This is a genomic window from Acrocarpospora macrocephala (genome assembly GCF_009687865.1).
In the GTDB taxonomy this organism is placed as follows: domain Bacteria; phylum Actinomycetota; class Actinomycetes; order Streptosporangiales; family Streptosporangiaceae; genus Acrocarpospora; species Acrocarpospora macrocephala.
The window spans coordinates 169,210-194,418 of record NZ_BLAE01000015.1 but is presented as its reverse complement, the minus strand read 5'-3'; the positions used below and the strand labels follow the sequence as shown (position 1 = coordinate 194,418).

Here is a 25,209-nt window from a genome sequence, read left to right as displayed (position 1 = left end):
GACTAAGGCCGGCGCAGCGCGCCTTCGAGCGTCGGCTGCGCCGCGTTGACACTGAAGATGGCCGCGCGCAGCCGCTCGACGTCCACGGCGCCGACGCCGGTGATCCGGATCGTGCGCGTCTCCCCGGGCAGCAGCGTGACCAGGCCGGTGTCGGCGACGGCGTCCGGGGACAGGCGGTCGGCCTGAACCAGCAGGTCGCGGACGAAGGTGTGGGCCGTGATCACCACGTCGAGGCCGCCGGGCACCGGTCGGGCAGCCAGGTCGAATTCGGCCGGCGGGTAGCCGAACACGGCGTCGGCGCAGCCCAGCACCACGTCGCGCAGCCGGTCGGCGTCCACGACCAGGAACTCCGCGAGTACGTCGCCGAACTCGGCCAGCCCTGCCGGCAGAGGCAGCACGGCGACGCTCCGTGGTCCGGCCGCGAACGGCACCACCTCCTTCGCGAGCACGGTCCCGTCGGCGCGCATCCGGCGCACTGCGGCGACCCCCTGCCACGGTTCGGCGGACTGGTTGTCCACGGCCAGGACGCGTACGCCGCCGTGCGTCTGGAAGGTGAGGAGGCGGTCGGCGTACAGGCGGCGCAGTTCGTGGTAGAGCGGTTTGGGCCGTCCGGCGCCGTCGATGGCGGCCCACGACGTGACCGGCCAGCAGTCGTTGAGCTGCCACACGACCGTCCCCGCGCACACCGGCCAGCGCGAACGCCAGTAGGCGACGGCCGTCGCGACCGCGCGAGCCTGGTTGACCTGCGTCAGATAGTGCCAGTCGTCGAACGTGACCGGGGTCGTGAAGTGGTGCGCGAGGCCACGCCGCAGCTTGCCGTTGCCGTCCTCGGCCTTCTGGTGGTGCAGCATCCCGGCCGAGTCGTGGTTCAGGTCCTCACCCGGCAGGGCCGCCGTCAAGGTCGCGTACGCGGGCGGGGCCTGCCACCCGAACTCGGCCGCGAAGCGCGGCACCGCGTTGAGGTAATCGGTGTAGTCGCGGCGATTCCACACCTCCCAGAAATGCGACGGGCCGTGCGCGGGGTCGTTGGGGTGCCGGTCCCATGAGCCCGACCACGGGCTGCCCGGCACGTAGGGCCTGGTCGGGTCCAGCTCGGCGACGATCCTCGGCAGCAGGCCCAGGTAGTAGCCCTCGCCCCAGCTCGCCCCGGCGAGCGCGTCCTCCCAGTCCCAGTCGCGGAACCCCCACAGGTTCTCGTTGTTGCCGTTCCACAGCACCAGGCTCGGGTGCGGCATCAGCCGCACCACGTTTTCGCGCGCCTCGGCGTCGACCTCGCCGCGCAGCGGCTGCTCCTCGGGGTAGGCGGCGCACGCGAACAGGAAGTCCTGCCAGACCATCAGGCCCAGTTCGTCGCATGCGGTGTAGAAGGCGGCGTCCTCGTAGATGCCGCCGCCCCACACCCGGACCAGATTCACGCCGATCGCCGCCGCCTGCTCCAGCCGCGTACGGTATCGCTCGGGGGTGACGCGGACGGGGAGCGCGTCGTCGGGGATCCAGTTGACGCCGCGCGCGAAGACCGGGACGCCGTTGACCCGCAGGGCGAAGGCCGTGCCGTGGGCGTCGGGGGACTGGTCTAGTTCGACCGTGCGGAAGCCGACGCGGCGTTCCCATACATCCAGTTCCGCGCCGGTCTCCGCGTCGGTCAGCAGGACGCGGACCGGGTACAGCGGCTGGGCGCCATGTCCGCGCGGCCACCAGAGGGCGACGTCGGGCACCTCGACGGCGACCGCACCCCGGTCACCGGTGATCGTCGTCGTGGCCGTGTGCCCGCCGACCGTCACCGAGGCGTGCACCTCGCGCCCCGGGGCCGTCCGTTCCAGCTCAAAGTGGGCCGCCACGCGGCCCCGGCCGCCGGTGACCGTGACCACCGGGCGCACCCGGGCCAGCCGTGCCGTGTTCCAGCACTCCAGCCGCACCGGCCGCCAGATCCCGGCCGTGACCAGGGTCGGCCCCCAGTCCCAGCCGAAACTCGCGGCCATCTTGCGCACGTAGTTGAAGGGCTCCGGGTAGGCGTTCGGCCGCGGCCCCAGCCGGTCCCGCAACGCCTCGGCCTCGGTGTACGCCGAGGTGAACCGCACCGAGAGGGCGGCACCTTCCCGGGCACGGCCGGTGACGTCGAACCGGTAGGAGCGGTGCATGTTGCGCGTCTCGCCCAGGACGCGGCCGTCCAGGCTCACCCGCGCCACCGTGTCCAGACCGTCGAAGACGAGGTCCACGCGTTCCCAGCCGCCCGTGACCTCGGGCAGCCGGGTGTCGTAGCGCCAGTCCGCGCGCCCGACCCAGGCGACCTCGAGTTCGTTGCGCCCCACGTACGGGTCGGCGATCACCCCGGCGGCCAGCAGGTCCGCGTGGCTGCACCCGGGCACCGTGGCCGGGATCGGCGTTCCCCGCAGCCCCTCAGGACCTCCGCCGCTTTCGAGTGTGACCGTCCAGCCCGAGGTCAGGGGCATGGCGTACGTGCTCAACGCGCGACTCCTCACTTGGTGGCACCGGCCGCGAAGCCGTTGTAGATGAACCGCTGCAGGGCGAGGAACACGACGAGGCTGGGCAGGATGACCAGCGCCGCCCCGGCGGAGATGACCTCCCAGTGCGCTCCGAACGGCCCCTTGAACCGGAACAGCGCGGTGGAGATCGTGCCGAGCCCCTCGGACGGCATGTACAGGAACGGGATGTAGAAGTCGTTGTAAATGGCGACGCCCTTGACGATGACGACGGTCGCGATGGCGGGCCGCAGCAGCGGCAGGATGATCCGCCAGTAGACCGTCAGCGACCTGGCGCCATCCATCCGGGCCGCCTCATCGAGCGAGATCGGGATCGACCGGATGAACTGCAGGAAGATGTAGATCGACACGATGTCGGTGCCCATGTACAGCAGCACCGGCGCCCACAGCGTGTTCATCACGCCCAGCCCGTTGACCACCTGGTAGGTCGCGACCTGCGTCGTGACCCCCGGCACCAGCGCGGCCACCAGGAACAGCGTCATCACGACCTTCTTGCCGCGGAACCGGAACCGATCCACCGCGTACGCGGTCATCGAGCCGATGAACACGGTGCCCAGCAGCGAGAAGAACAGGATGAAGGTCGTGTTCCCGAGCGCCCTGAGCAGGTGACCCTCAGCGAAGGCGATCTGGAAGTTCTCCCAGTTGAACCAGTTCGCGGGGGCCGACAGGGGGCTCGGGTCGGTGGTCATCTCGCCCGGCGTGCGAAGCGAGGTCAGGATGATCGCCAGTAGCGGGACGACCACGACCGCCGAGGCCAGCAGGAGGGAGGCGTATTTCAGGACCGTGAGGACACCATGGCCGGACGACGGCGAAAGCCTGCGGTGCGCGGCCGTCATGACAGTTCCACCCGCTCCTCCGGGATGAGCCGTCGCTGCACCCAGGTGACCAGCAGCACCACCGCGAGCAGCACGACCGCGGCGGCCGACGCCAGGCCGACTTTGTTGAAGTTGAACGCGAGCTTGATCGTCTGGATCACGAACGTCTCGCTGTTGTTCGAGCCGCCGGTCATGATGAACGGGATCTCGAACACCGACAGCGCTCCCGAGATCGCGAGGATCGCGCTCAGGCTGATGATCGGCTTGATGCCGGGGACGATGATGTGGCGGAACTGCTGCCAGCGGTTGGCTCCGTCGAGCGAGGCCGCCTCGTACAGCTGCGGCGGGATCGACTGGATCGCGCCCAGGAACAGCACCATGTTCAGGCCCATGAACCGCCACACTGACACCCCGGCCAGCGAGGTGTTCACCAGGTCGGGATCGCCCAGCCACAGGTGCGGCTCCAGGCCGAACAGGCGCACCACCGTGTCGAGCGTGCCGCCGGGCTGGAAGAAGTAGAGGAACACGAATCCGATGGCCACGCCGTTGATCAGGTACGGGAAGAACAGGACGCCCTTGAACACGTTCCTGAATCTGGTGTTGAAGCTCAGGATCGTCGCGAAATAGAGCGCCACCACGATCTGGATCGCCGCGCCCGCGAGGTAGAACAGGCTAACCACGAACACCTGGAGCATCTTCGGGCGGGTGAACAGGTCCAGGTAATTGCCGGCGCCCACGAAGTTCCGCGTCGGGCTCAGGCCGTCCCAGTCCGTCAGGCTGTAGACGAACATGCTCACGGCCGGGACGTGCGTGAAGGCCACCAGCAGCACCAGCGGGACCGCCAGGTAGACCCATGGCGTCCACCACCGCCTCTGGTCAGGGCGTCGCCGCTGCTCCGCCTCCGTCCGTGGGCGTACGGGGCGGGGGCGCGCCAGATGAGATGCCGACATGCGCTCCTTCTCTCCTCGCGATTTCCGGGGCGGCGCTCGGGCGTTTCGGTGCCGTCGCGTCGCCCCGGAGCAGGTCAGCCGCCGATGGTGGCCTGGGCCTCGGACCACTTCTTGTTGAGGTCGGCGAAGATGCCGGGCAGGTCGCCCTTGGCCGCGCCGCGGGCGACGTCGACCAGGCGCTGGCGGTAGTCGGGCGCGCCCAGACCCACCTCTGACGCCTTGTCGATGTCCAGGACCGTCGCGTTCTTCGCCCAGCTCAGGCTGACGAACTTCACGCCCGCGTCCTGGAAGGGCTGCAGGCTGCTGGGCAGCGGAGCCCCCTTGACCGACGAGATCGACAGTGCCTTCTGCGCGTCACCGGACTTGGTGATGAACCACTCGATCCACGCCCGGGCCGCCGGCTTGTTCTCGCTGTGCACATTGATCGCGTACTGGTAGTCGGGGCGGACGGCGGTGCAGAAATGGCCGTCGACCTGCGCCGGGAACGGCATGAAGCCGATGTCGTCGGGGTTGCCGCCCGCCTTCGTGGCCGCGTCCCGCATCTGCACGACCGCCCACGAGCCGAGCCACATCGTGGCGATCTTGCCGGTGGCGATCAGGTTCTTGGAGTTCTCCCAGTTCGTCGTGTTCGGGTCGGCCTCCGACAGGCCGTTCTTCACGATGTCGAACAGGAGCGTGTCGATGACGTTGAGCTCCTGCCCGGCGGCCCATGGCTCCTTCGTCGTGGCGAGCGCGTCGTTGGCGGCCGGGTCACAACTCGCCGAACCGACCGCGTTGCCCCAGTTCGTCAGTGGCCAGGCGTCCTTGTAGTTCGTGTAGTACGGGGTCGCGCCGGTCTTCTCCTTGATCGCCTTCAGCGCGGCGATGAACTCGGCGGGCGTCTTCGGCCATCCGGTCACCCCGGCCTGCTGCCAGACGGCCTTGTTGTAGACGAAGCCGTTGGCGACCCCGATGTTGGCGATGCCGTACACCTGGCCGTTGACGGTGCCACGCTCGGTGAAGTCGTACTTCTTCGAGATCTCGGCGGCCGAGCCGAGCGGGGCGAAGAACGTGGGGTACTGGCTGGTCGGCACCGAGTTCGGAATCGACAGGACGTCGCCGTAGTCCGCGCTGTTCATGCGGATCCGCACGTCGCCCTCGTAGTCGGTGAGCCCTTGGAACTCGACCTTCACGTTCGGGTAGAGCTTGTTGAACTCGGCGGCGTACGCCTTGGCGGTGCCGTCCTGCACCTGGTCGGTCCGGTTGGTCAGGACGGTGATCGTCCCAGCCACCTGTCCGGGGTCGGACGGTACCGTTACCGCGCCCTCGTTCCGGGCTGCTCCGCCACCGCCGCCGCAGGCGGTCAGGCCGATCATCAGGGCGATGCCGGCCGCCATCACGCGTGGTCCTCGCACGTCGCACATCTCCTCGTTCTGGTGAACTGCCGTGCCGTACCGCACGACGGACGTCTCGCCCTGGGCCCCCAAGCGGCTGATGGCTGCTTAACCTAGGCGCAACATTTCAAAGTGTCCATAGAGCGTTTTAGTAACGTCCGCGCTCTTCTGAAGGGGATTGCGGGCACGCTGCCACGGACATATCGCTTGAAATGCTTAAATGAGTGTCGCCAGGTGGACTTGCGCCGTGCGATCGGTACTAAATCGATACATTTCGTGTGATCATGTCGCGGTACCAGTGCGCGCTGCGCTTCAGCGTGCGCCGCTGGTCGGTCCGGTCGACCGAGACGAGACCGAACGTGGGGCCGTGGCCGTGGGCCCATTCGAAGTTGTCGAACAGTGTCCAGACGAAGTATCCGCGCACGTCACAGCCCTGATGGCGGGCCTGGGCCACGGCGTCGATGTGCTCGCGCAGGAAGGCGATCCGGTCCACGTCGTCAATCGTGGCTTCGGTGGTGGTTGGTTTCTCGTCCGGAAAGGCGCCGCCGTTCTCGGTGATGACGATCGGGATCGGCGGGTACTCGCGGTGCAGGCGGACCAGCAGGTCGGTCAGCCCCGCGGGCGTGATCGGCCAGCCGAGCGCGGTCGTCGGCCCGGTCCGGACGGCCGCGCCGTCGGCCCGTACGGTCTCGGTGAAGTAGTAGTTCACGCCGAGCACGTCCAGCGGCGTGGCGATGGCGGCCAGGTCGCCCGGTTCCACTGGCAGGGTGATGCCCTCGTCGGCCAGGTCGGCGAGGGTGTCGGACGGGTAGTGGCCGCGCAGCAGCGGGTCCAGGTACATGCGGATGCCGAAGCCGTCGGCGCGGCGGGCGGTCTCGACGTCGGCCTCGGTCCGCGGGATCGCCGGGGTCAGGTTGAGGGTGATGCCGAAATGGTGGTCGCCGCCGGCGCTACGCATGCGGTCGACGGCTGTGCCGTGGGCGAGCAGCAGGTGGTGGACAGCGTGCATGGCGGCGGCGCGGTCACGGTGTCCGGGGGCGTGCATGCCGTCGGCGTAGCCGTACATGGCCACACACCACGGTTCGTTGAGCGTGGTCCACGATGCGACGCGGTCCTGGAGGCGGGCGAACGCCAGCTCGGCGTAGTCGGCGAACCGCCAGGCCGTGTCGCGCTCCGGCCAGCCGCCGGCATCCTCCAGTTCCTGGGGCAGATCCCAGTGGTAGAGCGTCACCCACGGGTCGACGCCGCTGGCCAGCAGTTCGTCGACGAGGCGATCGTAGAAGTCCAGCCCTTTCTCGTTCGCCGGGCCCTTCCCGCCCGGTTGCACGCGCGGCCACGAGATCGAGAACCGGTAGGTGTCCACACCGAGTCCCGCCAGCAGGGCGACATCCTCGGGCATGCGGTGGTAGTGATCGCAGGCCACGTCACCGGTGTCGCCGTTGGCGACAGCTCCCGGTACCCGGCAGAAGGTGTCCCAGATGGAGTCGGTCCTGCCGTCTTCGCGGGCCGCACCCTCGATCTGGTACGCCGAGGTCGCCACTCCCCAGCGGAAGTACGCGGGAAAGGTCGTCATGGGGTCGTGAGGCATGGGCTTCCCTTCGTGTGGTCGGAGGCGCGCCGGCTCACCATAAGTTCGATATTTCGGTCTGTCCATAGATCGATACAGTGCACTTGCTCGGGAACGGCTGGGCCTCCTGGCCGGGCTGTTCGGGTCTGAGAGTCGGCCGGGGCGTACGCCATGGATGGGCATCTACTCGCACCTTGCAGTCGGCGAGCGGGTACATTGACCTCGATCGGGGCCGAACGCGACCCTGCTCTGGTGTCAGAAGGCGGTCGTTGTGACGGAGATGGGTGCGGCCCGCAGGGATCGCAGGGCGACGATCAAGGATGTTGCCGCGCTGGCCGGGGTGTCGCCATCGGCGGTGACGATCGCATTGCACGATCGGCCCGGCGTGTCGGCGGCCACCAAGGAACGCATCCTGAAAGCGGCCCGCGACCTGGGCTGGCGTCCGAATCTGGCCGCCGCCGCGCTGTCCGGGCACGCGGTGCACACGGTCGGCCTCGCCATCGCGCGGCCGGCCCGGCTGCTCGGGCTCGAGCCGTTCTACATGGAGTTCATCTCCGGGATCGAGAGCGTGCTCGGCAAGCGCGGGTGCTCGCTGCTGCTGCGGGTGATCGAGGCTGACGAGGAGATCGAGGTCCACCGCGAGTGGTGGCAGGGTGGACGGGTCAACGGCAGCATCCTGGTCGACTTGAAAGTCGATGACCCTCGCATTCCGGCGCTCGCCGAGATCGGATTGCCGGCGGTCGCCGTCGGGCACCCGTCCCTGGCCGGACCGTTCACCTGCGTCTGGACCGACGATGACGCCGCGATCCGGGAGGCCGTGCGCTACCTGGCCGCGCTGGGCCATCGCCGCATCGGACGCGTCTCCGGCCTGGCCGAACTCGGTCACTCGGTGATCCGGACCGCGGCGTTCCAGGAAGTCGTGAGCGAACTGGGCATCGAAGGCCAGACCGAGGTCGCCGACTTCTCCGCCGGACAGGGCAGCAGGGCGGTCCGCCGGCTGCTACTCGAGCCCAGACGGCCCACCGCGATCATCTTCGACAACGACCTCATGGCGGTCGCCGCGCTGAACGTCGTGGACGAGTTCGGCCTGTCGGTTCCCGCGGACCTGTCCCTACTGGCCTGGGACGACTCACAGTTGTGCCAGCTCACGCGCCCGGCGCTGTCGGCGATGAGCCACGACATCCACGCGTTCGGCGCCGAGGTCACCAATGCCCTGTTCGACGTGATGAACGGCGTCGAACACGAGTCCCACGCCACGCAACCACCCAGCCTGGTCCCGCGCCGCTCGACGGCACCACCTCGCGCCTGAGCAGCGGCCCCGCCACGCGATCGAACACCGCCATCGCGGGGGCGCCCCCATACCCATTCGTCGCCTTCACCTGCGTGAACACCGGATCTCACTCTCCGTGCGCGATGCTCACAAGCCCGTCCATCTTCAGTTAGGACTCTTGACAGTGGCGCGGGTCCCTTCTACCGTCCCGACGCAAGGATGAACTAAAACGCTACAGTTACTCGGCGGTATCCGTCCTCCATCGAAGGGACACCGGCCCATGTCCAGACGCTTTTCCGTCCGATTCCTGAGGGCCTTATCGGCCATCGCCCTGGCCACCACGGTGGCGCTCGGCGGTGCCTCTCCGGCCGCGGCGGCGCCTCCGGCTCCTCCGGGGGTGACGCGTACCGACGTGATCAACTACTTCGCCGGCCTGACCGGCCGCAACTGGCTGTCCGGTCAGCAGGACGGCCCCAACAGCAACCCGACGCAGTGGACGAACAAGGTCCGCGACATCACCGGGCTCTTCCCGGGCGTCTGGGGTGGCGACTTCGGCTTCAGCCAGAACGACATCGACAACCGGCAGCGCGTGTTCGACCAGGCCAAGGCCGCGTGGGCGGCGGGCTCGATCCCGGCGATCACCTGGCACGCATGCGTGCCGCTCGTCGCGACCTGCAACTTCGAGGGCGGCTCCTGGCCCGTGAAGGGCAGCTGGCTGTCCGATTCCCAGTGGAACGAACTCGTCACCGACGGCACGCCGCTCAACACCTCGTGGAAGCGGCGCCTGGACCAGACGGTGCCCTACTTCCAGCAGCTCAAGGACGCCGGAATCCCTGTCCTGTTCCGGCCGCAGCACGAGATGAACGAAGCGTGGTCGTGGTGGGGCGGGCGTCCGGGCGCGAACGGAAGCCGCAAGCTGTTCCAGATCACACGTGACTACCTGGTCGGGAAGGGCTTCGACAACATTGTCTGGGTCTGGAACGTCAAGGACCTCGCGGGCAAGGCCGGCAGCGTCGGCGACTACTACCCGGGTGACAGCTACGTCGACCTCGTCACGCTCGACGTGTGGGTGCAGTACTTCCCCTCGAACGACTGGTACCAGGCGATGCAGAACATCTCCCACGGAAAGCCGATCGCCCTGGCGGAGGTCGGCCGTACACCCACCCCGGCTCAGCTGGCCGCGCAGCCGAAATGGACGTACTTCAGTGTGTGGATGGATTGGCTGATCAAGCCCGAGTACAACACCAACGACGGCGTGAAGGCCACCTACTACGACGGGCGTGTCCTCAACCGCGGCGAGATCAGCATCCCGACGGGTTCGCAGCCGGGGCGTACCGGCCCGATCACCGGTGTGGGCGGTAAGTGCGTCGATGTGGCGGGGGCGGGCACCGCGAACGGCACGGCCGTTGACCTGTATGACTGTAACGGTACAGCCGCGCAGCGCTGGACGGTCGGCACGGACGGCACGATCCGGGCGCTCGGCAAGTGTCTGGACGTGACCGGCCAGGGCACCGCGAACGGCACCCCGATCCAGATCTGGGATTGCAACGGATCCGGCGCCCAGCAGTGGCAGAGCCTCGGCACCGGCCAGCTGCGCAACCCGCAGTCGGGCCGTGTCCTGGACGTCCCCGGTGGCAGCACCGCCAACGGCACCCGCCTGCAGATCTGGGACGCCAACAGCAACGCCTGGCAGAGGTGGACCCTGCCCGCCTGACCGGCCTCCGGTCTTCCTACCGGGCCGGGCGCCTGCGTCAGCTGGTCATCGAGCGGTGCTCGGCGCGTAGTTCCAGGTAGGAGACGCCGGGCATCGGGAGGGGGAAGGTGAGGGTCACCGTGCCGCCGTCGACGGTTTGTGGTGGGGTGAGCTCGTCGAGTGTGTTGGCCTCGTGGAGGGCCGTCCACTGGTGGGGGTCCGGCCAGGGTGTGCTGGCCGGCCAGGCGGACTGGATGTTGGAGTGGGTCAGGTCGATCCGGTGGTGGGTGAGGGTGTAGGAGTCCTCGGGCAGGTTGGTCAGGGTCAGCGTGACATCCCGGGTGAGGGCGGGGTCGCCGCCCGCCTGGGACTGGTTGAGGGTGCCGTTCCAGATCAGGAGGCCGATGGTGCCGTCGGCGGCGAGGGCGGGCCAGATCTCGACGCCGCCCACGTCGCCGGTGAGGGTGTGCGAGAGTTCGTGCTCGCCCAGGCGGTTGGCCAGGGACAACGCGAAGTAGCGGGGTTTGCGGAGGTTGCCGACCGTGAGCAGGCCGAAGCCGCCGTGGAAGAGGGCGGGCGGGCGGCCGAGCTCCTCGAAGTGGTCGGAGGCCACCCAGTGGGCCAGCGCGGCCAGCCGCCCGGCCGCTGAGCGCATGCCGTGCAGCAGGAAGGTCGCGCCGAAAGGGCCGTCGCCGATGCCGTGGAAGTGGGTGGGGGTGGGGCCCCACTCGGTCCACCAGATGGGGGTGCCCGCCCTGCCGTGCCGGGCCAGCGCGGGCCGCCAGTCCAGCGGCGCGTTGCCGTAGGTGTGGGTGGAGAGGAAGTCGAGGGCCGCGCCCGAGCGGTGCACGTGGTCGAGGAGTTCCTGGACCCAGCCGTCGGCCGCCGAGGACGGGCCGCCGACGCGGAGCTCCGGGTGGACGTCCTTCACGGCGGCGGCGGAGACGTCGTACAGGCGGAAGAACTCCTCCGGGGTGCCGCTCCAGAAGACCTCCAGGTTGGGTTCGTTCCATACCTCGAACGCCCAGTTGTCGATGAGCTCCTGCAGGCCGTACCGGTCGGCGAGGTGGCTGACGAGGGCGCGGACCAGGTCGCCCCAGCGGTCGTAGTCCTTCGGCGGGGAGATGATCGCCTGGTAGCCGAAGACGGTTTTGTCCGGATCGGCGGCCAGGTCGCGGGGCATGAAGGAGAGCTCGACGATCGGCCGCAGCCCGATGGCCATGATGCGGTCGTAGACCTCGTCCACCTTCCGGAAGTCGTGGACGGGTTCGCCGTCGACCTCCCGGTAGACGCCGAGATCGTCGCAGAGGATGGCGTGCGCGCGGACCGTGCGCACGCCCAGTTCCTCCCGCATGACGCGCAGCGCCGTGAACAGCTCCGCGCCGATCGGCCGCCCGCCGACCGTGTCGTCCGACAGCAGGTGGGACAGGTGCTCCGACCCGATCATGTACGCCCAGGGGCGCCCGACCGGGCCGATCACCCGCGACGCGTCCACCGCCACCGCCACCTCCCCGGTGTCCGCCCCCGATGAGACGGACACCGGGGAGCTGAACGGCCCGGCCGCGTCCACGGTCGCGACCGCCGCCACCCGGTACCAGGCGGCGGCCGCGAAGGTGTCCACGAACCGGGTCCCCGGCACGGCCGGCACATCCACGTCCGGCTGCTCGACGGACCGGTACGGCCCCGCCGCCTCGGCCGCCCGCTCGACCAGATAGCCGATCGCCCCCGGTACCGGATCCCAGCTCACCGTGACGTGCCCGCGCCCCGACCTGGCTCGCACCCCCGAGGGGGCGGCGAGGTCCGGCAACGGGGGCCCCGCCACCTCCCCGGACGGCCGGTAGATGCGGTTCAGCCAGTCGCGTCGTGCGGACTCGGCCGTGCTCATGTTTCTCCCCGATCTAGGTGAATTAGTGGGACACGTTCCAGGATTCCTCGGCGAGCAACGGCGCGAGGACGGCCTTGACCTTCGGCGTGGCGAAGTACCCGCGCAGCGCGTCCCGGCTCAGCGCGTTGCCGAGCGCGATCATGATCATCCCCTGGTCGAGCGCCAGGTACTGCTTGGCCACCTGCCCGCTGCGCACCGCGACCGCGTCGTAGAAGCCGCCGGGGCCGTACGCGTCGAAGTCGGCTTTGATCTTGGCGAGGTTGTCCAGCGCCTGCGCGGGCGCGTAGCGCAGGGCCAGGAAGGAGGCGTGCGGGGTGACCACGCCGTCGCCGTAGGAGGCGGGTTCCGGTTTGCCGGGGCGGCAGTCGCCGAAGCCGTAGTCGACGGAGGTGCGTTCCTGGTCGGAGGTGTAGCCGTCGGTGTCCATGCCGATGGCGTCCACGCCGTACTCGCGGTAGCCGCCGGCCGGGTTGTTGCTGGGGGAGAAGCCCCAGTAGCCGTATTTGGCGTCGTCGAGGCCGTGGGCGCGCTGGGCGGCCACGTAGATCGGGTGGTTGCGGCCCCAGCTGCGGGCGCCCCAGGTGTCCTCGGGGACGAGTTGCGGGACCATGAGCGCCTCGAACATGCTGCCGCCCCAGGTGGGGACCAGGCGCAGGCCGCGGTAGCCGTACGTGCCCTCGAAGACGTTCACGCCCTGGTGGGTCTCCCAGACCCCGACCGGTTTCTGCTCCGGCCATGACCAGTCACACGTATCCGGGAATGTCCGCCACATGCCGAAATAGTGGTTCTTGGGGAGCTGGCCGAGGGCGATGCCGACGTAGGAGGTGATCCGGGTTTCGGTGAGCGCGCCGTAGTGGTGGCAGGTGGAGTAGACCGTGGTGCCGGAGCCGTTGTAGTCGCTCGCCACCGAGCAGCCCGACGGCTGGGCGGGCCAGAAGCCGCCGCGCAGCAGGCCGGTGTCCGGCTGGGCGGCCGGGTCGTAGTAGGAGCGGAAGTCCATGCCGGTGACCAGCGCGTTCGCCCGCGCGGCGACCTCGGGCACGGCCGTGCGGAGCATCATCAGCGCCGCCGCCAGCCAGCCGTTGTCGACGCTGGAGGCGAACGGCTCGACCACCGAGCCGCTCTCCGGCCAGGTGCGGACCAGGGCGAGGGTGTGCGGGTCGTACCAGTTGTAGAACTGGCCGGTGGGCGCGTGCCGCTCCAGCCGTTCGACCGCGCGGATCACCCGGGTCACCCGGGTGAGCGCCTCGGACCTGCGGATCAGCCCGATGTCGCGGGCGGCGACCGTGCTCCACAGGTAGGTGGCGATGTTGGTGGGGGAGGTGACCTTGGCTCGGGTCGCGGGGGAGAGGGTGCCCTCGATCTTGTCGGCCGGGATGCCGGTGGCGGGATCCACCATCGCGGTCATCGAGCGCCAGGTGTCCCGTGCGTACCCTTCGAGGGTTCTCTTCTCGGAGGAGGCGGCGGCGGGCGCGGTGGGGAGCAGGACGAGGCAGGCCGCGAGAGCGGCCCATAAACGAGTTCGCATGGAAACTTCCCGTCACTTCAGACCGGTGAATGTGGTGCCTTGCACGAAGTAGCGCTGCAGGAAGAGGAAGATCACGAGGATGGGGAGGACCACCACGACGGCGCCCGCGATGAGCAGGCCGTACTGGGTGGCCTGGGCGCTGTTGAAGATCGCCAGGGCGACCGGCAGGGTGTACATGTCCTCGCTCTGCGCCACCACGGCCGGCCAGATGAACGCGTTCCACGAGGTGAAGAAGGTGATCAGGCCGAGCGTGGCGAGCGCGGGCTTGCAGAGGGGCAGGACGATCTGGAAGAAGATCCGGAACTCCCGGGCGCCGTCCACCCGGGCGGCGTGCACGAGTTCGTCCGGGATGTCGGCGATGAACTGCCGCATCAGGAAGATCCCGAGCGGCGTCACGACGGTCGGCAGGATGATCCCCAGGAACGTGTTGACCAGACCGAACCTGGCGATCAGCACGAACTGCGGGATCATCACCACGATCGCCGGGACCATCATCTGCACCAGCACCAGGCCGAACAGCACGTTCCTGCCCCGGAACGGCAACTTGGCGAAGGCGTACCCGACCATCGAGCAGAAGAGCAGGTTGCCCGCCACGGCCGCCAGCGCGACCACGGTGCTGTTGAAGAATGCCTGATCCATCTGGGTACGCTCGAAGAGCCCCGCGTAGTTGCCGAACGTCCACTGGTCGGGCAGGAACGTCGGCGGGTCGCGGCGGATCTCGCCCTCCGGCTTGAACGAGGCGAGCAGCGTCCACCCGAACGGGAAGGCGACCAGCACCAGGCCGACGGCCAGGCCCGCGTAGGTCCACACCCGGCGCGTCATCGCGACCTCCCCAGCCGGAACTGGAGGAACGCCAGCGCCGCGATCACGGTGAACAGCACGGTGGCCGCCGCCCCCGCATAACCGAAATTTCCGGACCCGAACTGGTTGTAGATGGCCAGCGACGCCGACGTGGTCGCCCCCGCGGGGCCGCCCCGGGTCATCACCAGCGGCTCCTCCATGAACTGGGTGAACCCGATCGAGCTGTACACCGTGCAGAACAGCAACGCCGGTCGCAGCATCGGCACGGTGACCCACCGGAACCGCTCCCAGCGCCCCGCGCCGTCCACCTCGGCGGCCTCGTACAGCTCCTTCGGAATGCCCTGCAGGGCGGCCAGCAGGATGACCATGTCGAACCCGAAACTCCGCCAGGCCGTCATCACGATGATCACCGGCAGCGCCAGCGTCTCGTCGGCCAGCCATGAGGGCCCGTCCACGCCGACCGCCGCCAGCAGCTGGTTGACCGGCCCCGCGTCGGGATCGAGCAGGAACCGCCAGGCCACCGCGATGCCGATGATGCTGGTGATGTAGGGCAGGTAGTACCCCAGCCGGAAGAACACCGCGGGCAGCCGCGCGATCCCGGAGTTCAGCGCCACCGCCGCCGCCAGGCCGAGACCCAGCGTCAGCGGCAGCGCGGTGACCACGAACACCAGCGTGTTGACCGCCGCCTTGCGCATCAGCTCGTCGTCGAACAGCCGCAGGTAGTTCCGCACGCCGACCAGGTCCACGCCCAGCGGATCCCGTACGTCGGTGCTGCGCATGTCGGTGAAGCTCATCCCGAGCCCCACCAGCAGCGGCCCCGCCCAGAACACCGCGAAGACCACCACGAACGGCGCCACGAACAACCAGGCGATCCCGGTACGGCGAAGCGGCGCCCTGGTCCCCACGGCAGCCACCATGATCAGGCCCCGGTCCCGATCGCCTCCGCCTGCGCCTGCATCGCCTTGGCCGCCTCCGCGGCCGACTGCTTGCCCAGCGCGAGCTTCTCGATCTCGGTCTCCATCACCTTCGCGACCTGCTCCCAGGTCGGCACGGCCGGCGCAGATTTGGCGTCCTTGAGCTGCTCGCCGAAGACCCCCACCCGCTGGTCGGCGGTGAGCGCGGGCTCCTGCCAGGCGGCCTGCACGCTGGGCAGCGCGCTCACCTTGCCGAACCAGTTCGCCTGCACCTTCGGATCGGTCAGCCACTGGAGGAACTTCCAGGCCGCGTCCCGGCTCTTGGCGCTCTTGAAGACCACCATGTTGCTTCCGCCGATGACGCTGGTCCCGCCGGCGCTGCCCTTCGGGTACGGCGCGACGGCGAACTTCTCGGCGAAGCCCGCGCCGCCCTCCTTCTCCATCCCGGCGATCATCCACGGCCCGGAGTAGAACGCCCCGACCTCGCCCTTCACGAACGTCTGCGGGAACGCGCCGGTCGGCTGGTCGGTGGCGGACAGGCCGTCCTTGAAGAAGGAGGAGTAGTGGGTGAGCGCGGTGACCATCTCCGGCGTGTCCAGCGTCCACTTGCCGGCGGCGGAGATGTCGCCGCCCGCCTGCCAGACCAGCGGGACCACCTCCTGCCAGGAGCCCTGCTTGAAGTTCTGCTCCACGCCCAGTTCGGCGCCCGCCTTGTCCTTCAACGCCTTGACGAAGGCCGTGGTCTCCGCCCAGGTGGCGGGGGGTTTGACCCCGGCCTTCTCGGCCAGGTCGGTGCGGTAGTAGAAGGCGCGGGTCTCCACGTACCAGGGCACGCCGTACGCGGTGCCGCCGACCTCGCCGGTGCTCCAGGCGCCGGGGAAGAACACGGACTTGTCGATGAGGTTGCCGGGGGTGGGTTCCAGGGCGCCGGTCTTGGCCATCTCGCCCATCCAGGTGCTGCCCAGCATCGAGACGTCGGGGGTGGCGTTCCCGGCGATGGCGGCGGTGATCTTGTCGTGGGCGACGTCCCAGCCGAGCGGGGTCACCTTGACGGTGATGCCGGGGTTGGCCGCCTCGAACTCCTTGGCGAACGCGCCGAGCGCCTCCCCCTCGGCGCCCATCGCCCACACGGTGACCTCGCCGGTGGCCTTGTTGACGTCGACGTCCTTGGCCTGTTCCGCCGGGCCGTCGGCGCTCCTGCCGCACGCGGCGGCGAGCAGGCCCACCGCGGCCACTCCGATGACGAACCTCTTCACGCTTCCTCCAGAGGGTGCGTACCGCAGCTCGCTCTGATGACGAGCTCGGTGGGGGTGACTTGCGAGCGTGGGGTGTCCCGGGCGCCGGTGATCAGCTCGTCCAGGGCGCGGGCGGCGCGGGCGCCGAGATCGCGCATCGGCTGCCGGACGGTGGTGAGCGCGGGACGGGCGTGCCGGGCGGCCATGATGTCGTCCCATCCGGTGACGGCGACGTCACCGGGCACGGACAGGCCGAGCTCCTCGGCGGCCAGGATCACGCCGAGGGCCACCTGGTCGTCGGCGCAGACGATCGCCTCGGGCCGGGGACCGGACAGCAGGTAGCGGCCGAGGGCGTGCCCGCCCTCGACGGTGAACTCGCAGGGGGACGGCTCGGGCGGGGTGAGACCGTGCTCGCTGAGGACCTGGCCGACGGACGTCCACCGCTGGGTGATGTCGCCGTTGTCGTGGCCTCCGGCCAGCGCGATGCGCCGGTAGCCGTGGCCGAGCAGGTGGCTCGCCAGCCGGGCCGCCGACACGGTGTTCTCGCTGGCCACCACGTCGGCGCCGGCGACATCGTCACGGGCGATCATCACCAGCGGCAGGCCTGAGTCGACGATCTCGGCGACCACGTCGTCCCGTACCGTCTGGCCGAAGATGACCATGCCGTCCACCCGGCGGGACAGGTCGCGGACCAGGTCGGGCACGGCGGCCCTGCCCCGGGTGGAGAGGATGATCACCGACCGGCCCAGCTCGGAGGCGACCTCCTCGTAGCCGAGCAGCACCTCCGCGAAGTACGGCCCCGACAGGTCGGGGAAGACGATGCCGTTGGCGGCGTGGCGGCCGGAGGCCAGCGAGACGCCCAGGCGGCTGGGGGTGAAGCGCAGCTCCTCGACGGCGCGCAGCACCCGCTCCCGAGTCTTGGCGGCGACCGGCCCCGTGCCGCGCAACGCCCGGGACACGGTGGCGATGGACACGCCGGCCCGTTGCGCGACCTGGTAGATCGTCGCGCTCTCGTCACTGTTCGCCACGTGGGACCTCTTGGAGTGTAAGCGCTTCCACTCACTCTCGCCACGATGTGGAAGCGCTTACATCGTGGGATTGCCCGAGTGTGACACCTCGGCCCTGTCGTTGTAAAGACCCCTTCACGACGGCTCTGCCGCCGCTGTGAGCCGTTCCGAGGCCTCACATACCGGATTCCTGATGTGTGTTGAGCTGACACATAGGAGTCACAAAGGTCCATGCATACCGTTGCGGAACCCGCCCCCCGATGCGAGGAGTTCCCATGGCCTCAACGTCACCCAGCCGGATCAGGAAGGTCATCGCGGCCAGTCTGATCGGCACCACGATCGAGTGGTATGACTTCTTCCTTTACGGCGCCGCCGCCGCTCTGGTGTTCAACAAGCTGTTCTTCCCCAACGAAGACGAACTCACCGGCACCCTCCTCGCGTTCCTCACCTACGCGATCGGCTTCGTCGCCCGGCCGCTCGGCGGGCTGGTGTTCGGCCACTTCGGCGACCGGCTCGGCCGCAAGCGGCTGCTCGTCATCAGCCTGCTGATGATGGGCGGCGCCACGTTCCTGATCGGCCTGCTGCCGACCTACGCGACCCTCGGCGCCGCGGCCCCCCTGCTGCTCACCGCGTTACGCCTGGTGCAGGGCTTCGCGCTGGGCGGCGAGTGGGGCGGAGCGGTGCTGCTGGTCTCCGAGCACGGCGATCCGCGCCACCGCGGCTTCTGGGCCTCCTGGCCGCAGGCCGGCGCGCCCGGCGGGAACCTGCTGGCCACGGGCGTCCTCGCGCTGCTGGCGGCGGTCCAGCCGGAGGACGCCTTCCTCGCGTGGGGCTGGCGGATCGCGTTCCTGCTCTCGGGCGTGCTCGTGCTGATCGGCCTGTGGGTCCGGCTCAGCGTGGCCGAGTCACCGCTGTTCCAGGAGGCGGTGGCCAACCAGCAGGCCGCGCCGAAGGCCCCGATCATGGACGTGTTCCGCCACCACCGCTCCGACGTGCTGGTCGCGATCGGCGCCCGGCTCGCCGAGAACATCTCCTACTACGTGATCACCGCCTTCGTCCTGGTGTACGGCACGACCACGGTGGGACTGCCCCGGGGCACCGTGCTCAACGCGGTGCTGATCGGCTCGGCCATCCACTTCGTCACGATCCCGCTGTGGGGCGCGCTGTCGGACCGGTTGGGCCGGCGGCCGGTGTACCTGCTCGGCGCGCTCGGGGTGGGCGTGTGGGCGTTCGCGTTCTTCCCGCTGATCGACACCGCCTCGTTCGCCCTGACGACGCTGGCGGTGACCGTCGGCCTGGTCTTCCACGGCGCGATGTACGGCCCTCAGGCGGCGTTCTTCTCCGAACTGTTCGGGACGCGGATGCGCTACTCGGGCGTGTCGATCGGCTACCAGCTCGCCTCGATCGTGGCGGGCGCGCTCGCTCCGATCATCGCGGTCGCGCTGCTCGACGCGTACGGCGCCAGCCTCCCGATCTCCCTCTACGTGGCTCTTGCCGCGATCCTCACGCTGGTGGCGGTGTTCGCCGCCAAGGAGACGCGCGAGCGGGACCTGGCCGCGGTGGCTCCGACGTCCGGCGTGGGCGAGGCCGCCGCCGTACCCGTCGTGAAGGAAGCCTGATGGCCGGCCGGCTGCGCGGGCTCACCGCGCGCGCCCTCGCGGGCGTCACCCTGGTCGCCGGTGCGGTCACCGTCCCCGCCCCGGACGCCTCCGCCGCCCCCTGCCCCGAGGTGACCGTGCCGGGCGCGGAGCGGCAGGTGGTCGCCTGCCTAGACGATCTCACCACCAAGGGCACGCTCGTCACGGGGCACACCGACCAGGCCGACTGGGCCGGGCTCAACTCCGCCGGCGCCGTCAACCCGTCCGGCGTTCCCGGGATTCAGGTCGACGGCTACTTCCCCGACACCTCGACCGGCAACACCAACCACGGCTGGAACCATGACGCCCAGTTCGTCATCCGGCTGCCCCGGCACTGGAACGGCGGCCTGGTCGTGGCCGGGTCCCCAGGCAACAGGGAGACCTACGCCAACGACTTCACGATCTCCGACTGGGCGCTGGCCCGCGGCTACGCCTACGCCGCGACCGACAAGGGCAACACCGGCGTGACCTTCTACCGCGACGGCGTCCGTCCCGGCGACGCGGTCGCCGAGTGGAACGACCGGGTCAGCCAGCTCGCCATCGCCGCCAAGAAGGTCGTGCGGCAGCGGTACGGCCGGCCCGCCCGCACCACGATCGCGGCCGGTCAGTCCAACGGCGGCTACCTGGTGCGCTGGCAACTGGAGAACCGTCCCGACCTGTTCGACGGCGGCGTGGACTGGGAGGGCGTGCTCTGGACGGCCGCCGGACCCAACCTGCTGACCTTCCTCCCGCCCGCGCTGCGCGCGTACCCGAGCGGGGACACCGCCGGAATGATCGAGGCCGGTTTCGCGGCCGAGTCGTCTTTCCTGTGGGCCTTCCACTACAGCTACTACTGGGACCTCACCCAGCGGGTCTACCGCGAGGAGTTCGACCCGTCCTACGACGGGGACGCCGAGGCGGGCACGCCGTTCTGCGCCTCGGGCACGCCCGGCTGCGACACCGACTACGACTACGCCTCCCGCCCCGCCGCCGTACGGCAGGCCGTCGCGCGGGTCGCCCTCACAGGGAAGATCAAGCGCCCGCTGATCACGATCCATGGCACGCTGGACACCCTGCTGCCCATCGGAGCGGACTCCGACGTCTACGCCAAGATGATCGCCGACAGCCATCGCAACCGCTTGTTCCGCTACTACCGAGTCGAGGGCGGCAACCACGTCGACAGCCTCTACCCGGCCTACCCCGACCGGATCCGGCCACTGCTGCCCTGCTTCCGCAGCGCCTTCACCGCGCTGGAGTCGTGGATCGGCACGGGCGTCCGGCCACCCGCGAGCGCGACGCTCTCCCGCCCGACGACGGGCGACCTGGAGAACACCTGCTCGTTGAAGGCCTGATTCGGCGGTCACGTTCGATAGCCGGTCGCGGGCCCACCTCGGCCGGCTTGCCCGTCCACAGCGGACCACAAAAGGCAAAGGCAAGGAGGTCGCCCACTCCTTGCCACTCTCAACGTATAGCGCACCGGGGGGCTTGCGGCAAGACCCGGGTCATGCCGCAGAATCTCCGACCGAAGCCAGAACCTGGGTAAATCAGGGGTTCGCAGAGTACGTGTGCTTTGTCGACGTGTGGCTCTCGCGGGACGTCGAACCCCCGGTGGAGCGGCTGGCCGAAATGCGACGTTGTTGAGTGGGGGGTTCATGATCGACGTGATCATCGCCGGCGGCGGGCCGACCGGCTTGATGCTGGCCGGCGAGTTGCGGCTGCACGGCGTGCACGCGCTCGTGCTGGAGAAGGAGGCGGAGCCGACCGGGTATGTCCGCGCGCTCGGCCTGCACGTGCGCAGCATCGAGGTAATGGACCAGCGCGGTCTGCTGGAGCGGTTCCTCGCGCTCGGCCGGCAGTTCTCGGTCGGCGGTTTCTTCGCCGGCATCACCAAGCAGTGGCCCGACCGGCTGGACACCGCGCATCCGTACATCCTCGCCATCCCGCAGACCACCACCGAGCGCCTGCTGACCGAGCACGCCACCGAGGTCGGCGCCGAGATCCGGCGCGGCTGCGAGCTGGTCGGGCTGAGCCAGGACGAGGACGGGGTGATGGCCGAGCTGGCCGACGGCACGCGGCTGCGCTCGCGCTACCTCGTCGGCTGCGACGGCGGCCGCAGCACGGTGCGCAGGCTGCTCGGCGTCGGCTTCCCCGGCGAGCCCTCCAGGGTCGAGACGCTGCTGGGCGAGATGGAGGTGACCGAGGATCCGGAGACGGTCGCCGCCATCGTCGCGGAAGTCCGCAAGACCCAACTGCGGTTCGGCGCCGGCCCCCTCGGGGACGGGGTGTACCGCGTCATCGTGCCCGCCGAGGGAGTGGCCGAGGACCGCGCGGTTCCGCCGACTCTCGAGGAGTTCAAGCAGCAGCTGCGGGCCTTCGCGGGCACTGATTTCGGCGTGCGCTCACCGCGCTGGCTCTCCCGCTTCGGCGACGCCACCCGGCTGGCCGAGCGCTACCGGACCGGCCGGGTGCTGCTGGCCGGCGACGCGGCGCACATCCACCCGCCGACCGGCGGGCAGGGGCTCAACCTCGGCATCCAGGACGCGTTCAACCTCGGCTGGAAACTGGCCGCCGAGATCGGCGGCTGGGCCCCGGAGGGGCTGCTGGACAGCTACCACACCGAACGGCACCCGGTGGCCGCCGACGTGCTGGACAACACCCGCGCGCAGATGGAGCTGCTGTCCACCGAGCCGGGCCCTCAGGCAGTGCGCCGGCTGCTGTCGGAACTGATGGACTTCGAGGAGGTGAACCGGTACCTGATCGAAAAGATCACCGCGATCGGGGTGCGCTACGACTTCGGCGAGGGGCATGACCTGCTCGGCCGGCGGATGCGAGACGTGGAGCTGAAGCGGGGTCGCCTGTACGAGCTGATGCACGGCGGCCGCGGGCTGCTGCTCGACCAGACCGGCCGGCTCTCGGTGGCGGGCTGGGCAGCGCGGGTCGACCACGTCGTCGACGTCAGCGATGAACTGGACGTGCCCGCGGTGCTGCTGCGGCCGGACGGCCACGTGGCGTGGGTCGGCGAAGACCAGCGGGAGCTGCTCGGCCAGCTGCCCAAGTGGTTCGGCGCCGCCGTCAGCTGAGCGTCGCCGGTGCCGCGCGGACGTGCGCGCGTTCGCCTTGTTTCCCGATGAGGCTCAGGAACTCGACGGGGCCCGCGCTGGTGGCCCCGAACCAGTGCGGGGTACGCGTGTCGAACTCCGCGGCCTCCCCGGGCTTGAGAATGAGGTCGTGTTCCCCGAGTACGAGGCGGAGCGTTCCGTTGAGGACATAGGCCCAGTCGTAGCCCTCGTGGGTGCGCAGGTCGGGTTCGGCGTCGTCGCTTCCGGTCGGGAGGACGAACTTGTAGGCCTGGATTCCGCCGGGCCTGCGGGTCAGCGGCAGGATGACCGAGCCATCGCTGCGGGGGATAGGACGCAGATTGATGCGGGGGTCGCCGGTCTGCGGCGCATCGACGAGCTCGTCGAGGGTGACCCCGTAGGCGCGGGCAAGCGGTAGCAGCTGCTCGAGCGTGGGACGTCGCAGGCCCGCCTCGAGCCGGGACAAGGTGCTGGTGGAGATGCCGGTCTCCGCCGCCAGGTCGGCGAGCGTGACGTCGCGCTGCAGCCGAAGGCGTTTCAACCTCGGCCCGACAGCGTCAAGAGTGCGATCAATGGATTCATCCATCCCTCCATTTTGCCATTCGGCAACAACGTTTGCACATCCGCCTTCTCCATCAGCACCATGAGGTCACCGGCTCCGGCGGAGAGATCATCGCGAACGAGGAGGACGACCTATGGCGCACGAATTCGACAAGGACTACTGGGAGCGGCGCTGGCACCAAGGGCGAGCTGGGGGTTTCGGATCCATGGCCGGCCACCCGCCGAACCCGTACCTCGCTCGGGAGACCAGCGGCCTGACGCCGGGCACGGCACTGGATGCGGGGTGCGGCGGCGGTGCCGAGGCGATCTGGCTTGCCTCCCACGGCTGGCACGTCACCGCGGCCGACATCTCGTCCGAGGCCCTTGCCCACGCCGCCGAGCGCGCGGCGGCGAGCGGGGCCCTCGAGCGCTTGCAGTGGGTTGAGGCGGATCTGAGCGTCTGGAGCCCGGACGCGCAGTTCGACCTGGTCATGACCAACTACGCCCACCCGGCGATGCCCCAGCTGGAGTTCTACGACCGCATCGCCGGATGGGTGGCTCCCGGCGGCACGCTACTCATCGTGGGACACCTGCACGCCCCGGGCGCTACCGGCCACGAGCACCACCCTCCTGCCGAAGCATCGTCCACCGCCGCGGCCATCACCGCGCGCATGGACGACATGGAGTGGGAGATCGTCACCGCCGAAGAGCACCGCCGCACGCTCACCGGCCCCGATGGCCGGGCCGTCCCCGTCCACGACGTCGTCGTGCGCGCCACCCGACGCCGGTAATCACACCATCCGACCGGCGCCGATTCCCCTTGCCTTCTTGAAAGGAATGCCCATGCGTACGAACCGGTCCTCAGACGCGGGCCCGACCATCCAGGACCCACGACAACGACGTACGATCTTGGTCGGGGTCTGCATCGCGCTCATGGCGGTCATCGCTTCGGTGTCCGGGCTGAACGTCGCCCAGCCGGAGCTCGCCGTCGCGTTCGACGCCTCGCAAACCGAGGTCTTGTGGTTCATCAACATCTACACCATCAGTCTGGCCGCGTTGCTCCTGCCGCTCGGCGCGATGGGCGACCGGTGGGGCCGCAGGCCGGTGCTGCTCGCGGGCCTGCTCGTCTTCGGAATGGCGAGTACGGCGGCCGGCCTCGCCACCTCGTCCGAGATCATGCTCGCCGCGCGTTTCCTGAGCGGCGTGGGCGCAGCGATGATCATGCCGGTCACCCTCGCCGTCATCACCTCGACCTTCCCGGACGAGGAACGCTCCAAGGCGATCGGCGTGTGGACCGGCGTCGCCGGCGGTGGCGGCATCCTGGGGATGTACCTGTCGGCCGTGCTGGTCGACCTGGCGAGCTGGCGGTGGCTCTTCGTCCTGCCGGTCGTGCTCGTCGTCGTCGCCGTCGTCATGGCGCTGCGATCCATCCCGAACTCGCGCGAGGCGTCAGGGCACGGGTTCGACACCGTCGGTTCGCTGTCGTCCGTGGCCGCGGTGGTCGGGCTCGTCTTCTTCCTCCACGAGGGCCCGGAACGAGGCTGGACCGCGCCCGCGACGCTGCTGAGCCTCCTCGTCGGCGTCCTCGCCGCGGTCGGATTCGTGGCCTGGGAGCTGCGCCGGCAGGCTCCGCTCCTCGATGTCCGCCTGTTCCGCGAGCGAGGTCTCGCGAGCGGTTCCGTGTCGCTCCTGACGGTCTTCGGCGTGCAGGCGGGGATCTTCGTGGTCCTCTTCCCGTACTTCCAGGCGGTGCTCGGCTGGTCCGGCCTTCGCTCCACCCTGGCGCTCATGCCGATGGCGCTGCTGATGATGTTCGCCTCCGGCCTCGCCCCGCGGGTGGCCGCGCGCGTCGGCAGCCGCCCGACGATGGCCTCAGGGATCTTCCTGGGTGGCGCGGGGCTGGTCCTCATGGCCGCTTTCGTCTCCGTCGACGGCGGCTACCTCTCGGTCCTCCCCGGCATGCTCGCCATGGGACTCGGGATGGGTTTGACGATGACGCCCTCCACCGAGGCCATCACCAGCGCCTTGCCGCGTGAGCGGCAAGGTGTCGCGTCCGCGCTCAACGACCTGACCCGGGAGTTCGGCAGCGCGCTCGGTGTCGCGTTGCTCGGAGCGGTCCTGACCGCCGGCTACCGCGGCGCCATCGACTCCCGGCTCGACGGAGTGCCGGACGCCGCCGCCGACACCGCCCGCGAGGGCGTCGCCAACGCCCTCGCGGCCGCCGACGGGGTCGGCTCGCAGGCGCAGGCGCTGGCCCGAGCCGCCCAAGAGTCCTTCGTCGCCGGCTGGCAGCAGGCCATGTGGGCAGGCGCGGTCGTCATGGCGGTCCTGTTCGTCTACGTTCTCGCGCGAGGTCCGCAGCAACGGCCCCAGGATTCCGACAGCCGTGAATCCAACGATGTAGTCGCCGACCTGCGCTGACTCACCGAGGGAACCG

The 25,209-nt window shown here is 69.6% G+C and carries 19 protein-coding genes; 7 read left to right on the top strand and 12 right to left on the bottom strand.

Annotated features, from left to right (window positions below):
• Window positions 1–2 precede the first annotated feature (2 nt).
• The 5 genes from Amac_RS15340 to Amac_RS15320 form a co-directional block, all read right to left on the bottom strand.
• A complete protein-coding gene (locus tag Amac_RS15340; RefSeq protein WP_218041092.1) occupies window positions 3–2,465 on the bottom strand; it encodes a glycoside hydrolase family 2 protein in 2,463 nt (820 codons plus the stop codon).
• 11 nt (window positions 2,466–2,476) lie between these two features.
• Window positions 2,477–3,337: a carbohydrate ABC transporter permease gene (locus Amac_RS15335; RefSeq protein WP_155355036.1), complete on the bottom strand. Its 861-nt coding sequence runs from the start codon at window positions 3,335–3,337 to the stop codon at window positions 2,477–2,479.
• Window positions 3,334–4,266, bottom strand: coding sequence for a carbohydrate ABC transporter permease (locus tag Amac_RS15330; RefSeq protein ID WP_155355035.1), 933 nt, complete (start codon window positions 4,264–4,266; stop codon window positions 3,334–3,336). Before Amac_RS15330 ends, Amac_RS15335 begins: the two co-directional genes overlap by 4 nt.
• Before the next feature lie 74 nt (window positions 4,267–4,340).
• The gene (locus Amac_RS15325; RefSeq protein ID WP_218041091.1) at window positions 4,341–5,660 is read right to left on the bottom strand and encodes an ABC transporter substrate-binding protein; all 1,320 of its coding nucleotides are present in this window, start codon (window positions 5,658–5,660) and stop codon (window positions 4,341–4,343) included.
• A 238-nt stretch (window positions 5,661–5,898) separates the two neighbouring features.
• Window positions 5,899–7,227 (bottom strand): GH1 family beta-glucosidase, encoded by a 1,329-nt coding sequence (locus Amac_RS15320; protein ID WP_246268358.1) that lies wholly within the window; start codon window positions 7,225–7,227, stop codon window positions 5,899–5,901.
• A gap of 259 nt (window positions 7,228–7,486) precedes the next feature.
• On the opposite strand from Amac_RS15320, the gene Amac_RS15315 reads away from it, so the two are divergent.
• Window positions 7,487–8,515 carry a LacI family DNA-binding transcriptional regulator gene (locus Amac_RS15315; protein WP_155355068.1) on the top strand — a complete coding sequence of 343 codons (1,029 nt, stop codon included), beginning with the start codon at window positions 7,487–7,489 and terminating at the stop codon, window positions 8,513–8,515.
• Window positions 8,516–8,756: 241 nt separating this feature from the next.
• Complete coding sequence (locus Amac_RS56130) at window positions 8,757–10,190, top strand: glycosyl hydrolase (RefSeq protein WP_155355034.1); 1,434 nt, start codon at window positions 8,757–8,759, stop codon at window positions 10,188–10,190.
• Between the two features lie 37 nt (window positions 10,191–10,227).
• On the opposite strand, the gene Amac_RS15305 is transcribed toward Amac_RS56130, so the two are convergent.
• From Amac_RS15305 to Amac_RS15280, 6 genes are read right to left on the bottom strand one after another with little or no spacing between them, the layout of a single operon-like run.
• Complete coding sequence (locus Amac_RS15305; RefSeq protein ID WP_155355033.1) at window positions 10,228–12,054, bottom strand: GH39 family glycosyl hydrolase; 1,827 nt, start codon at window positions 12,052–12,054, stop codon at window positions 10,228–10,230.
• Window positions 12,055–12,076: 22 nt separating this feature from the next.
• The gene (locus tag Amac_RS15300) at window positions 12,077–13,582 is read right to left on the bottom strand and encodes a glucoamylase family protein (RefSeq protein ID WP_155355032.1); all 1,506 of its coding nucleotides are present in this window, start codon (window positions 13,580–13,582) and stop codon (window positions 12,077–12,079) included.
• A 12-nt stretch (window positions 13,583–13,594) separates the two neighbouring features.
• Window positions 13,595–14,404, bottom strand: coding sequence for a carbohydrate ABC transporter permease (locus Amac_RS15295; RefSeq protein ID WP_155355031.1), 810 nt, complete (start codon window positions 14,402–14,404; stop codon window positions 13,595–13,597).
• Complete coding sequence (locus Amac_RS15290) at window positions 14,401–15,288, bottom strand: carbohydrate ABC transporter permease (protein ID WP_218041090.1); 888 nt, start codon at window positions 15,286–15,288, stop codon at window positions 14,401–14,403. The genes Amac_RS15295 and Amac_RS15290 overlap by 4 nt, the downstream gene beginning before the upstream one ends.
• A 14-nt stretch (window positions 15,289–15,302) precedes the next feature.
• Window positions 15,303–16,553, bottom strand: a complete 1,251-nt coding sequence (locus Amac_RS15285) for a sugar ABC transporter substrate-binding protein (RefSeq protein WP_218041089.1) — start codon at window positions 16,551–16,553, stop codon at window positions 15,303–15,305.
• The gene (locus tag Amac_RS15280) at window positions 16,550–17,560 is read right to left on the bottom strand and encodes a LacI family DNA-binding transcriptional regulator (protein WP_155355029.1); all 1,011 of its coding nucleotides are present in this window, start codon (window positions 17,558–17,560) and stop codon (window positions 16,550–16,552) included. Before Amac_RS15280 ends, Amac_RS15285 begins: the two co-directional genes overlap by 4 nt.
• A 254-nt stretch (window positions 17,561–17,814) precedes the next feature.
• On the opposite strand from Amac_RS15280, the gene Amac_RS15275 reads away from it, so the two are divergent.
• From Amac_RS15275 to rox, 3 genes are all read left to right on the top strand, one after another.
• On the top strand, window positions 17,815–19,158 hold the full coding sequence (locus Amac_RS15275; protein ID WP_155355028.1) for an MFS transporter: 1,344 nt from the start codon (window positions 17,815–17,817) through the stop codon (window positions 19,156–19,158).
• Complete coding sequence (locus Amac_RS15270; protein ID WP_155355027.1) at window positions 19,158–20,507, top strand: 3-hydroxybutyrate oligomer hydrolase family protein; 1,350 nt, start codon at window positions 19,158–19,160, stop codon at window positions 20,505–20,507. Before Amac_RS15275 ends, Amac_RS15270 begins: the two co-directional genes overlap by 1 nt.
• 300 nt (window positions 20,508–20,807) lie before the next feature.
• Complete coding sequence (gene rox, locus Amac_RS15265; protein ID WP_155355026.1) at window positions 20,808–22,235, top strand: rifampin monooxygenase; 1,428 nt, start codon at window positions 20,808–20,810, stop codon at window positions 22,233–22,235.
• Here the strand turns inward: rox and Amac_RS15260 are convergent.
• The gene (locus Amac_RS15260; protein WP_155355025.1) at window positions 22,228–22,818 is read right to left on the bottom strand and encodes a helix-turn-helix domain-containing protein; all 591 of its coding nucleotides are present in this window, start codon (window positions 22,816–22,818) and stop codon (window positions 22,228–22,230) included. The two genes, rox and Amac_RS15260, sit on opposite strands and share 8 nt — an antisense overlap.
• A gap of 109 nt (window positions 22,819–22,927) precedes the next feature.
• Between Amac_RS15260 and Amac_RS15255 the strand changes: the two genes are divergently transcribed.
• Both Amac_RS15255 and Amac_RS15250 read left to right on the top strand, forming a co-directional pair.
• Window positions 22,928–23,563, top strand: coding sequence for a class I SAM-dependent methyltransferase (locus tag Amac_RS15255; protein WP_155355024.1), 636 nt, complete (start codon window positions 22,928–22,930; stop codon window positions 23,561–23,563).
• Between the two features lie 52 nt (window positions 23,564–23,615).
• Window positions 23,616–25,193 carry an MFS transporter gene (locus Amac_RS15250; protein ID WP_155355023.1) on the top strand — a complete coding sequence of 526 codons (1,578 nt, stop codon included), beginning with the start codon at window positions 23,616–23,618 and terminating at the stop codon, window positions 25,191–25,193.
• Window positions 25,194–25,209 lie beyond the last annotated feature (16 nt).